The sequence below is a fragment of the Methanolobus zinderi genome (assembly GCF_013388255.1).
Taxonomy (GTDB): Archaea; Halobacteriota; Methanosarcinia; order Methanosarcinales; family Methanosarcinaceae; genus Methanolobus; species Methanolobus zinderi.
Map to the genome: position 1 here is coordinate 2395128 of NZ_CP058215.1, position 11919 is coordinate 2407046.

The window sequence follows — 11919 nt, forward strand, 5'->3', positions numbered from 1 at the left end:
TAAAATGGGAGTTCAAACACTCCCATATGTTTCTTGCAATAAGAGGGCATCACCTTCATTATCAGGACTTTCGCATATCAGAAGACCTTTCACATTAAAATCCTTAAGTGCCCTCATAAGTTCCGCATATTCCAGGTCGGAGTCCTCCAGATTCAGGTGATTCTTCTCACCCTTTTCACCATATTCGATCCCTGATACATGCATATGCATATCATCCAGTCCTTCACGCCCGAGTTCATTTTCAACCAGTTCAAGCGCAGAGGAAAATTCTTCATAAGTATTGACCTCTCCGTCCCTTGCATGCAGGTGTGCAAAATCGATGCATGGCAGCACACCATCAATATCCCGGCTCAGTTTCACGTTTTCCACCAGACTTCCGAACTGGCTTGCCTTGCCGGTGGTTTCAGGACGCAGGATCACATTTATGTTTTCATCTGCAAGCCTGGTAGTAAGTTCTTTAAGAATTGCAGAGACCCTTTCATACACCTTTTCAGGCGAGTCCTTATGATAATATGCGGGATGGAAGACAATATTCCTGGCACCGCAGATACTTCCGATATTTGCCGACCTGTATATCCTTTCGATGCTGGCATCTACTTTTTCTGGCTCAGTGGAATTAAGGTTGATATAATAGGGGCTGTGTACACTCAGCAGGATATCTTGGTTTTTCGCTTTTTCAAAAACATTTCCCGCGGTCTTCTCTCCCATTTTGACACCACGGACGAATTCCAGTTCCATGCAGCCAAGACCGAGCTCCTGAACCCTCTCAATTCCTGCAATACTGTTTCTCTTCTTTGAGCTTTTCGGCGTCCCTGCTGTGCCAAAGAAAAGTTTTTCAGGTTTCATCATACCAGGCCGAGCTTTGCCTTAAGCTCCTTCATTTTCTCTGTTGATAACTTTTCTTCAACTATTTCCATGAAGGAGTCAATGTCTTCCTCTTCCAGTGACCTGATATCCTCTTTTCCTTCCATTGCAAGCTGCACAAGATAATCGAGCTCATCCGTGTCAAGCTTTTCAAGCCTGTTTTTGAAATCCTCACCGGATTCTGCTACCTTGTGGGATATCGGCCTGAGGATAAAAGGATAATTGTGTCCTGATGCGGACATTGTGTCTCCGCTCAACTCAGGTGCAAGCTTGTCAAAGATCTTCTGGTCCGTTTCACTAAATTTTCTGCCCATGAGAGTTAGTTATAGGACATATTCAATAAAATTTTGTCCCCTTGTACATAGGAATCAGTGAACAAGATGTCCGTTAATATCGATCTCACCGCGTACGACCCTGGTCGATGAAATCGGTTTCTCATCATCCGCCATGACAAAATCGACTTTAACTATAGCAAGAGAAGACATGTTCTTATCTTTGCGGATATTGTTAATCCTGATCGCTACAGGATAGGTTTCAGGGGAAACGACGATATAGTCATAATCCTCATCAAGGGTCTTACCATAGGGGTCATTAAGCTCGATGACATTATAATCCGTGTCCTCTCCTGCAATCTGACCCAGATACTCAAGTAAGCGGGACCTGCGTGCGGAATAATCAGGAACCATGCGGTCACGCTTGTTTGCCATTTCATCGGAGGTCAGCCCGATATCCACCTCACCATTGCCGGCAAGCTCGAATGCTTTTTTGAGAAGCGCACGATGTCCTTTATGCAGACATTCGAAAGTTCCGCCGACTACTACCCTTGTCATCGGATGCTATTACTCGCGTTCCTGTGATAAGTTTTATGTCACTGAAATACTTTCACCATGCTTGCTCCAGGTATATATACTAGCTTACACATAGAACAGCACGATTGTGCACCAAAAGGAAACCATGTGCACCTAGGAGTAAGAAAATGCCTGAAGTATTATTAGAAGACCTTGACCATGTAGGTCCGGCTACCGCACAGAAACTGATGGAGTCCGGATTCACGACCGTTGAAGCAATAGCTGTCTCATCACCTGCAGAACTTGCAACTGCAGCTGATATTGGAGAGTCAACCGCTGCAAAGATAATTATGGCCGCACGCCAGTCCGCTGATATCGGCGGCTTTGAGACAGGCGATATGGTAATGGAACGCAGAAAACTTGTGGGAAAATTATCCACGGGTTGTATTGAATTCAATGAGATGATGGGTGGAGGAATCGACACTCAGGCAATCACCGAACTGTATGGTGAATTCGGTTCGGGAAAAACACAGGTTGCACACCAGCTTGCCGTAAACGTACAGCTCCCACCGGAACAGGGAGGACTTGATGGTTCGGTTATCATAATAGATACTGAGAACACCTTCAGACCGGAAAGGATAAAACAGATGGTAGACGGCCTTTCCGAAAAATATGGAGTAGAATACGATCACGAGGAATTCCTGAAGAACATCCGTGTGGCACGTGCCTTTAACTCCAATCACCAGATATTGCTGGTAGACTCGGCACTTGAGCTGGCAAACGAGTTAAAGAATTCGGAAAAACCTGTAAGACTCCTTATTGTGGACTCACTCACAGCCCATTTCAGGGCCGAGTACATAGGAAGAGGAACCCTTGCGGACAGGCAGCAGAAACTCAACAAGCATCTCCACGGTCTGCAGAGATTCGGAGACCTCAACAACGCAAGTGTTATCGTAACAAACCAGGTAATGTCAAAGCCTGATGCCTTTTTCGGAGACCCTACAAAGCCGATAGGAGGGCATATCGTCGGTCACACCGCAACATTCAGGCTATACCTGCGTAAATCAAAGGGTGATAAGAGAATTGTCAGGCTCGTTGACTCACCAAACCTTCCGGATGGCGAGGCAATAATATCCGTGACAACACCCGGATTGCGTGATCCCTGATCATACAGTGTTAGCCTGAAGATTAGAAAACGGCCCGAGATCGGGCCACTAAAAACATTTTTATCTTTTTCTCCTGTTTATTGCCTATGCAATTCAAAGCCATTGCCATTGATATCGACGGCACTATCACCCACATGGACCGCAGGCTCAGCCTCAGGGCGGCTGAAAAACTACGTATTCTGGATGTACCTGTGGTGCTGGCTACCGGCAATATCCTCTGTTACGCCAAAGCGACCGCCAAGCTGATAGGAGTATGCTGCCACGTCATAGCTGAGAATGGTGGTGTGGTGACAGATGGATTTGATAAGAAGCCCTATGTATCCGATGTGATCACCGAATGCGAACAGGCATATGATATCCTGTCCGAAGAATTCAAGATGGAAAAGCTGGATTCTCGCCACAGGAGAACAGAGATCGTCCTCAACAGAAACTTCGATATTGAGCGTGCCAGGGTGATTCTGAGTAACACGGATCTGGATGTTGAGATAATAGATACACATTTTGCGATCCATATCAAAAGCAAAAAGATAAACAAGGGAACCGGGCTTGTGAGAATGGCTGATATGATGGGACTAAAGACATCCGATTTTGTAGCAATAGGCGATTCGGTGAATGATAAGGAATTACTTGAGCTGGCAGGATACTCAATCGCAGTATCAAATGCTGATGATTTCCTAAAGGATATCGCAGACCATGTCACAGGGGAGCCCTATGGAGAGGGTACAGCAGAAGCTATAGAGTATCTTGTTTCCAACGGGATGTTAAAGGCCAGGGATCAATAGAATACCGGCTGCAAAGTCCTGCTGAACTTTGCATTCAGCATTACTGAGGCGTACTTTCGTTATGGATACCTTTTGCCATATTCTTATCAACGACAATATAGTCCTTGATGGCCCTTACGGATTCGAAGGGCAGTAATATGTACTGATCATCGGTCTGGTACTTGGAAGTATCCAGACTCATGTCGGGCTTTACAATCAGGTTTATCAGATTTCCCGTAGCCGCATCCATTACAATATTGAAAAGAATGCCTATTTCTGTACCATCGGTAGCCATGACCTGTTTACTGGAAAGGTTTTTTGCGAAGACGTTAGCCATTTTCATTCACCCCTGAATATAATAGTGACTTTTAAATTTTTCATATATTTATCTGTATCCTATATAAGCACTTGGTTCTTCTTTTTTGACACCGCCCTTGAACTGAGCCTGTATCTTCTCGTAGTATTCGATCAGATTTTCGGTCAGTGTAGGCCTTACCTTGTTGAGTGCCTGTTTGAAGTACTTCATACCTACTTCTTCATTATTGAAATCATCCCGGAGTGCAAGCATGACAGCTTCCCTGCATACGGCTTCTATATCAGAACCTACAAATCCTTCCGTAACGCTTGCAAGCTCATCAATGGTAACATCATCCCCAAGAGGAATATTTCTGGTATGGATCTTGAAGATGGCTTTTCTTCCGGCATATGTGGATTGTCCCACAAGTACAAGCCTGTCGAACCTGCCTGATCTGAGAAGCGCGGGGTCAAGGATATCCGGACGGTTTGTAGCTGCTATCACCACAATTTCCTTGAGTGGTTCAAGACCATCAAGCTCGGTAAGTAACTGATTCACTATTCTTTCCGAAACCTTGCCGTCCTCTGTTATCGCACTTCTCATGGGTGCGATGGAATCAATCTCGTCGAAGAATATGATACATGGGGCTACCTGTCTTGCTTTCTTGAAAGTCTCGCGGATAGCCTTCTCGGACTCACCCACCCATTTGGAGAGCATCTGGGGTCCTTTAATGCTTATAAAATTTGCATTGGACTCATTTGCAACCGCTTGGGCGATGAGAGTCTTTCCGGTTCCCGGTGGTCCGAAGAGCAGAACACCCTTTGGTGGTTTGATACCCATCTGCAGGAATTTCTCCGGCTTTGTGAGCGGCCATTCCACAGCTTCAACCACATCCTGTTTGGCCTTATCAAGACCTCCGACATCATTCCATTTAACAGCCGGGATCTCCACAAGAACCTCCCGCATGGCCGAAGGCTCGATCTCACGGAGTGCATTCTCAAAGTCGTCCTTGCCAACACTCAGGATATCAAGAATCTCAGGTGCGATCTCATCTTCCTCCAGATTGATGTCGGGAAGAGCACGCCTGAGGGATTTCATCGCAGCTTCCTGCACCAGTGCCAGCAGGTCCGCCCCTACAAAGGCCTGGGTATGCTGTGAAAGGTATTCAAGGAATTCCTCGGACACATCCTCACTAAGAGGCACCCCTCTTGTGTGGATCTGGAGGATCTCAAGGCGATCATCGTTATCCGGAACACCTATCTCTATCTCCCTGTCAAACCTTCCGGGTCTGCGCAGTGCGGGGTCAATGGCATCCAGCCTGTTGGTGGCACCGATGACAACTACCTGTCCCCTTTCCTCGAGACCGTCCATCATGGTGAGCAACTGGGCAACTACCCTCCTCTCCACCTCACCGGTAACGTTCTGTCTCTTCGGAGCAATGGAGTCTATCTCATCTATGAATATGATGGAAGGTGCGTTATCCTCCGCTTCCTCGAAGATCTTGCGTATACGTTCCTCGCTCTCTCCGTAGTACTTGCCCATGATCTCGGGACCTGCAATATACAGAAAGTTTGCCCTGGATTCATTTGCAACAGCCTTTGCGATAAGGGTTTTACCAGTACCCGGCGGACCGTAGAGGATGATACCCTTGGGCGGGTCGATATTGAGTCTCTGGAACAGTTCGGGATGTTTCAGGGGAAGTTCTATCATTTCCCTTACGCGCTGGATCTCCGAACCAAGTCCGCCTATGTCCTCGTATGTGACACCCCTTGTGGCACCATCGTATCCCCTTACCGGTTTCTGTCTTAGTTCGATCTCGGTGATATCTCCGATAATTAGAATAGCGTCCGTTGGTTCGGTCTCAACGGCGATAAGAGGTATAGCCTGACCACCTGACATCTGGGTGGACATGGGCTGTGTCATGGAACTGATAATAGGTACGACATCCCCTTCCACAAGAGGCCTTTTCATAATGTTTCTTTTGATTATCTCGTTAATATGGTCACCGAACTCCATTGTCACGCCTTCGGGGGGTGCGAGCACGACCTTTGTTGCGGTCTCTACCTCGGCCTTTCTTATGGTGATCCTCTCACCGATACCCACACCTGCGTTCTGCCTGATGAAACCGTCAATGCGGACTATGCCCTGTCCCCAGTCCTGCCTCTCAGCCCTCCATACTTTGGCAGCGGTCTTTCTCTTACCCTCAATCTCCACAATATCTCCGGGTGACAGTTGCAGGCTCAGAAGTGTTGTAGGGTCAAGCCTGACAATACCCCTTCCAAAGTCGTTTGGATGCGCTTTTTCTACTTTGATCTGTACTTCGTCCATTGGTTTCATCCCAGAATTATTTTAAATATATAATATATGCATAATTTAATTATGATTGTAAATACTTATTTCACTCCCATGCATAAAAAAGATATGGTCAGAGCTTAGGCTCTCAATCCCTTTTTTCGGCAACAAGCTTTAAATATGAATTGAATATACTACTACTTTGTAGATTGGAGACTATTCTGTAAGCATTTGTAAATTTAGGATTTAGATTTATATTGTTTTATAACCAGCGTGGTTGAAAATCTTCATTTGAATTTAAAGGAAGTGCATATTTGTTCGGAAACAACGATGAATCAACAGCCCCAGTAGCTGTCGGAGAGACCTACGAAGTAACCATACAGGATATCGCAAGAGAAGGAGACGGTATCGCCAGGATAGAAGGTTTTGTTATCTTCGTGCCAGGGGCAGAAGTCGGAGATACTGTAAATATCAAGATCACAAAGGTCCTGCGTAAGTTCGCATTCTCAGAGATAGAAGAATAATATTTTAAAGAGGGCAGGTATGCCTGTCCACTAATAAATTACTATTTTACCCTTTTCCTTTTTTAAGCCGGCAGGATGGGTTTAGGTCTGGCCGTTATTATCGTGGTTAGAGCGTATGAAGAACCTCTCACCTGCGAAAATAACTACCATCATTACTGCTGCTACCACAATTAGAAACATATCACTGGACGCCTTTGAGATCACCAGAGCGGTCAGAACGATGGCATCAAGGATAATGGCGGATATTACGACAGAGGACTTAAACTCTATTTCTTCGCGCATATAACGTAAAAGTCCCCAGTGAATTATAATATCCATGATCAAATAGAAGATTGCTCCCAGAGCGGCAATCCTGCTCAGATCGAAAAATATGGTCAGCAATATAGCAACCACAATCGTGTAAACAAGGGTATGTTTCTGTATGTCCCCAGGCATCCCGAAATGTCTGTGAGGTATCACATTCATGTCAGTTAACATGGCCAGCATGCGGGAGACTGCAAAGACACTGGCAATTATACCTGATACAGTTGCGATGATCGCCAGTCCGACGGTAAACCAGAGGCCATAGTTCCCAAACACAGGCCTTGCGGCCTCAGCCAGTGCAAAATCCCTCGCTGCGATGATCTCAGGCAGATCAAGGCTTCCCGCAACCGCAAATGAGACCAGAAGATAGAGAAGCGCACAGATGGATATAGAAATAATTATTGCCCTGCTCACGTTATGATGCGGGTCCTTTATCTCAGATCCACTGTTGGTAATAGTGGTAAAACCCTTGTAGGCAAGCACAGCCAGCGCTATTGAGGCCAGGTATCCTTCCAGGCCTGCATCCATGGGAGCCGACGTTACGTTTGAAAAGGATCCTCCCGCTATCCACAAACCGACAAAACCGAAAATTGATATGCCGATTATCTTGACAAATGCCATGGAAAATGAGAACTTTTCGATAACAGTATTTCCTGAAATGTTAACCAGGAAAGCAAATATCAGCAGGCAGACACCAAGAACAGGAACAAGATAGGTGTTCTGGTCCATGTTGAAAAGCTGAATAGTATAAGTACCAAAAGTACGCGCCACAAGGCTCTCATTTATAACCATGGAAAAAGCCATGAGTAAAGCTGCAAAGCCGGTTACAACTCCTTTACCGTACGCTTTCTCAAGATACATGGCAATCCCTCCTGCCGAAGGATAGGTGTTGGAAAATTTTATGTAACTGTACGCACTAAATGCAGTCACAACCGCACCCAGCAGAAAGATAAAAGGAAACATCATTCCGGCAAGTTCAGCAATCTGTCCGAGCAAAGCAAATATTCCCGCACCGATCATAACTCCCGTACCCAGGGATACGGCACCTGTAAGTGTCAGACTGTTTTTTTCATAACTAACCACATTTATCCCATCCACTAACCTGCTATTCTTTGATGCTATCCTATAAATTAAATCCGATGCTTGTTAAAAACATATCACGGACAAAAACAGAAATACTTTTAAAGTACCCAGTTTTCTTTATTAATATGGGGTTAAAAGCGTTATTTCTGAACTGTACATTAAAGAGATCTCCCGAGGTTTCAAATACAAGAGCATTGATCGATAAAGCTGTCAGGCTTTTTTCGGAAATGGAAATTGATAGCGAGGTCATCAGAGTTGTTGACTATAACGTCAAATTCGGGGTCACATCCGACGAGGGAGATGGTGACGAGTGGCCTCAGATACTGAAGAAGATAAAGGATTGTGATATTCTGGTAATAGGTTCTCCCATATGGTTTGGTGTCATTTCCTCTGTCGCAAAAATGGTGATAGAAAGGCTTGACGGAACCTATATGGAAGGTGACCCCGAAACCGGGCAGTTCCCATTGTATGGGAAAGTTGCAGGAGTACTTGTTACCGGTAATGAAGACGGAGCACATGATGTTGCTGCCAACATACTTTTCAACCTTACTCATCTGGGATGCACAGTCCCTCCCAATGCAGACAGTTACTGGGTCGGAGATGCAGGACCAGGACCAAGTTATATCGAAGCTGGTGGCGAGCGACATTTGTACACCAACAAGACCGTCCGTTACATGACACATAACCTGGCTTTCTTTGCCGGATTATTAAAGGAAAATCCTATTCCCACAAATCTTAACCAGCTTATTGAAGAGGCAAAAGAAGAGAGTGACTGAAGAAATCTCTGACTTTCGTCTTTATTCAGTCCTGTTCACAAATTTAGCCTTTGCCAGCTATTTTTATTAAAAGTGATTGGTAGGATAATTTCTGAAAATATTTACATCAGTCTTTAATACTGTTGCTCACCTAAAATGATATTAATAAAGGAGTGATCAGGGAGGTGAGAAATTGGCAATGGTGAACGGTCTTGACTGGGTAGCAATGGTCCTTGTTATTGTTGGGGGACTGAACTGGGGTCTTGTAGGTGCATTTGGTTTTGACCTTGTGGCAGCCATTTTTGGTGAAATGTCACTGATATCAAGGCTGGTATACATCCTTGTAGGTCTGGCAGCAGTTTATCTGATATACTTCGCTACCAAGATCAGCAGTCAGTGAAAATTGATTCTTATGTTTCTTATATTGATGATGGAATTATTCCATCATCAGATTTAAGAGACTCTTTTTTGCTTTATTTATTTCCGATATGGAAATAGATACATCAAATTCTTTTCCTGATATTTTTAGCTCATTTCCGCCAACAGTGCCGATAACGGTATGTGGAACATCTTTCAACAGCTCTTTTACAGCAGCAGGTTCCGAAGTACAGATTATCGCCCTCGCATATGACTCGGAGAAGAGCAGGTCATCGGTCCTCAGATCATTTTCGATATCACTCAGATCCACAGTGGCACCCATATTCTCACACATCTCACAGAGTCCTGCAGCCAGCCCTCCAAGGGACAGGTCATGTGAGGCTGTCACCTTTTTGCTCTTCACAGCCTCGATCAGGGAATTGATGATCTGTGAAACATTTTCAGGAACAGCAGGAGCCATACCATATTCCCGCTTGCCTATGGTCCTGTAGTATTCAGAGCCACCAAGCTCGTCCTTTGTTGTCCCTACAAGGATTATAGTGTCCCCTTCCTTTGTGAATACACCTGAAGGAGCAATGGTAACGTCTTCCGTGTATCCGATCAGACCTATTGACGGAGTGGGTGCGATGGCGGTCTTGAATTCCTCGCTTTCATTATACAGAGAGACGTTACCTCCGACCACAGGAATGGAAAGCTCTCTTGCACCGTCCCCGAGACCAAGTATCGCCTGCTTGAACTGCCAGTAGATATCCGCTTTTTCAGGGTTTCCGAAATTAAGACAGTCCACAAGGGCTATTCCGTATGCACCCTTGACAGCAAGATTCATTGCATTCTCGATGACCGTACCCTTTCCTCCCTGATATGGATCAAGAAGAGTATGTTTCGGATTGCAACCGCAGGAAAGTGCTATACCCTCATTACCGTCGATACGCAGTACACCTGCATCATCACCTGGTTTTGCCACGGTTCTCAGTTGTACCTCATGGTCATACTGCCTGTATATCCACTTCTTTGAAGCCACATTGTGGGATGAGAGTATATCAAGGATCGCCTGTTTCAGATCCTCCGGCATTTCCGGTTTTTCGCCTGCATCACGGGGAGCAGGTTCCGTGGACGGACGCTCAAAGGTCGGAGCACCTTCTGTTAGCAGTTTTACAGGAATGCTGGCAGCCACCTCGCCTTTGAACATTACGGTATATGATAGATCTTCGGTGAGTTCTCCTATCAAGCTGGCATTCAGGTCGTATTTTGCTGCAATGTCCAGTACGGCCTGAACATCATCGGGATCTACCTCAAGCAGCATGCGCTCCTGTGATTCGGCGATCAGTATCTCATAAGGGGTCATGCCAGTCTCACGCAGTATTACGTTGTCCGCAATGATCTTCATTCCGAGGTTACCCTTGGATGCCATCTCTGAACTTGCACCTGCAAGCCCGGCTGCTCCAAGATCCCTGCATGCTTTCACATATCCTTCTCCGATAGCCTCAAGGGTAGCTTCTATCAGGAGCTTTTCTGTGAACGGGTCACCGATCTGGATGCTTGGCCTGTCTTCGGCCTCAGATGATTCAGAAAGGTCCCTTGAAGCAAAGGAAGCTCCGCCCAGTCCGTCCCTGCCCGTAGTGGAGCCCATGAGTATGAGTTTGTTACCTGCCTTCTGCGCAGATGCGGTTACGATATTCTCCTCACGTGCAAGTCCGACGCACACAACATTCACAAGAGGGTTGCCACTGTATGATTCGTCAAAAAGTGCTTCTCCGCGTACAACAGGAACACCGATACAGTTGCCGTATCCTGCAATGCCTTCGATTATATGTTCAAAAAGATAGAGATTCTTCGGGTTGTCGAGTGGTCCGAAGTAGAGAGGGTCCATCAGTGCAATGGGACGTGCACCCATGGATATGATATCACGCACTATGCCTCCTACACCTGTTGCGGCTCCGTTGTAGGGGTCCACATATGATGGATGGTTGTGACTCTCCATACCCACTGCAAGAGCCCAGCCGTTCCCGAACCTGATGATAGCCGCATCATCTCCAGGACCTATGATAACCCGGTCTCCCGTGGTTGTGAAGGTCTTGAGTAGTGGTGCGCTTGAGCGGTATGAGCAGTGTTCGCTCCAGAGATTCAGGAAACAACCCTGTTCCACAAGGTTTGGTTCCCTTCCCATCTCTTTGGTTACTATGTTAAGGTCATTTTCAGGTAACATTGATGTGCCTCAGTATTTAAACTCGCAATTATCAGGGTGTTAAAGCACCCGGAAGCAAATAAACGTTTCTTTAAGAAAGGAGTGGTTTTAACATTCGTTTTTGAATGAAAGCATGTCACCCACATGAAGGTCAGCCTTCTCCAGTGTTCCCGTACTGGTCTCGATGACGTATTTTACTTTTGCATCCGATGAGCTAAAACCGGTCCAGGATTTAAGTCTGTCAAGTTTTACTACCCTTTTGTCCCCGTCAAGGAAGATAACTTCTATGGGAAAACTGACAAAGAGCATATGTAATGATACATTTTGACTTTTCTTCATTACAAACACCAGAGCATAGTCATCAGGAATATTCTTCCTGAACATAAGACCCAGGGCCTGTTTGAAGATGCTGCACGCAAATTCGACGTGTGTAGCAACGGATTCACCATTAGATTTTAATATCATCGCTGTTTACTTTAATCATCTATTTTAATTAAAGACTATGGAGTGTTTAAAATAGATAAT

At 45.6% G+C, this 11919-nt stretch carries 13 protein-coding genes; 5 read left to right on the forward strand and 8 right to left on the reverse strand.

The genetic code is table 11. The features are described from left to right. Positions 1-12 precede the first annotated feature (12 nt). Genes HWN40_RS11760 through HWN40_RS11770 form a run of 3 tightly spaced genes read right to left on the reverse strand, consistent with a single transcriptional unit; the run spans position 13 to position 1694 of the window. On the reverse strand, positions 13-846 hold the full coding sequence (locus HWN40_RS11760) for a TIM barrel protein (RefSeq protein WP_176966406.1): 834 nt from the start codon (positions 844-846) through the stop codon (positions 13-15). After that, a complete protein-coding gene (locus HWN40_RS11765) occupies positions 846-1178 on the reverse strand; it encodes a hypothetical protein (protein ID WP_176965912.1) in 333 nt (110 codons plus the stop codon). Before HWN40_RS11765 ends, HWN40_RS11760 begins: the two co-directional genes overlap by 1 nt. 54 nt (positions 1179-1232) lie before the next feature. Further along, positions 1233-1694 (reverse strand): phosphopantetheine adenylyltransferase, encoded by a 462-nt coding sequence (locus HWN40_RS11770; RefSeq protein WP_176965913.1) that lies wholly within the window; start codon positions 1692-1694, stop codon positions 1233-1235. Between the two features lie 146 nt (positions 1695-1840). Between HWN40_RS11770 and radA the strand changes: the two genes are divergently transcribed. Beyond that, positions 1841-2818 (forward strand): DNA repair and recombination protein RadA, encoded by a 978-nt coding sequence (radA, locus tag HWN40_RS11775; RefSeq protein WP_176965914.1) that lies wholly within the window; start codon positions 1841-1843, stop codon positions 2816-2818. 86 nt (positions 2819-2904) lie between these two features. Further along, on the forward strand, positions 2905-3600 hold the full coding sequence (locus HWN40_RS11780) for a phosphoglycolate phosphatase (RefSeq protein ID WP_176965915.1): 696 nt from the start codon (positions 2905-2907) through the stop codon (positions 3598-3600). 40 nt (positions 3601-3640) lie between these two features. Here the strand turns inward: HWN40_RS11780 and HWN40_RS11785 are convergent, their stop codons facing one another. Further along, positions 3641-3916, reverse strand: coding sequence for a PRC-barrel domain-containing protein (locus HWN40_RS11785; protein WP_176965916.1), 276 nt, complete (start codon positions 3914-3916; stop codon positions 3641-3643). 48 nt (positions 3917-3964) lie between these two features. Next, positions 3965-6202, reverse strand: a complete 2238-nt coding sequence (locus tag HWN40_RS11790) for a CDC48 family AAA ATPase (protein ID WP_176966407.1) — start codon at positions 6200-6202, stop codon at positions 3965-3967. 278 nt (positions 6203-6480) lie between these two features. Here HWN40_RS11790 and HWN40_RS11795 point away from each other — a divergent pair, with 278 nt between their 5' ends. Next, positions 6481-6690, forward strand: a complete 210-nt coding sequence (locus tag HWN40_RS11795) for a TRAM domain-containing RNA chaperone (RefSeq protein WP_176965917.1) — start codon at positions 6481-6483, stop codon at positions 6688-6690. Between the two features lie 81 nt (positions 6691-6771). Here the strand turns inward: HWN40_RS11795 and HWN40_RS11800 are convergent, their stop codons facing one another. Then, a complete protein-coding gene (locus HWN40_RS11800; RefSeq protein ID WP_176966408.1) occupies positions 6772-8076 on the reverse strand; it encodes an APC family permease in 1305 nt (434 codons plus the stop codon). A gap of 125 nt (positions 8077-8201) precedes the next feature. Here HWN40_RS11800 and HWN40_RS11805 point away from each other — a divergent pair, with 125 nt between their 5' ends. After that, a complete protein-coding gene (locus HWN40_RS11805) occupies positions 8202-8852 on the forward strand; it encodes a flavodoxin family protein (protein WP_176965918.1) in 651 nt (216 codons plus the stop codon). A gap of 178 nt (positions 8853-9030) precedes the next feature. Continuing rightward, the gene (locus HWN40_RS11810) at positions 9031-9231 is read left to right on the forward strand and encodes a DUF378 domain-containing protein (RefSeq protein ID WP_176966409.1); all 201 of its coding nucleotides are present in this window, start codon (positions 9031-9033) and stop codon (positions 9229-9231) included. A gap of 36 nt (positions 9232-9267) precedes the next feature. Here the strand turns inward: HWN40_RS11810 and purL are convergent, their stop codons facing one another. Together purL and HWN40_RS11820 are read right to left on the reverse strand one after the other, a co-directional pair. Beyond that, positions 9268-11415 carry a phosphoribosylformylglycinamidine synthase subunit PurL gene (gene purL / locus HWN40_RS11815; RefSeq protein WP_176965919.1) on the reverse strand — a complete coding sequence of 716 codons (2148 nt, stop codon included), beginning with the start codon at positions 11413-11415 and terminating at the stop codon, positions 9268-9270. 87 nt (positions 11416-11502) lie between these two features. Beyond that, a complete protein-coding gene (locus HWN40_RS11820; RefSeq protein ID WP_176965920.1) occupies positions 11503-11859 on the reverse strand; it encodes a DUF192 domain-containing protein in 357 nt (118 codons plus the stop codon). Positions 11860-11919: the final 60 nt, after the last annotated feature.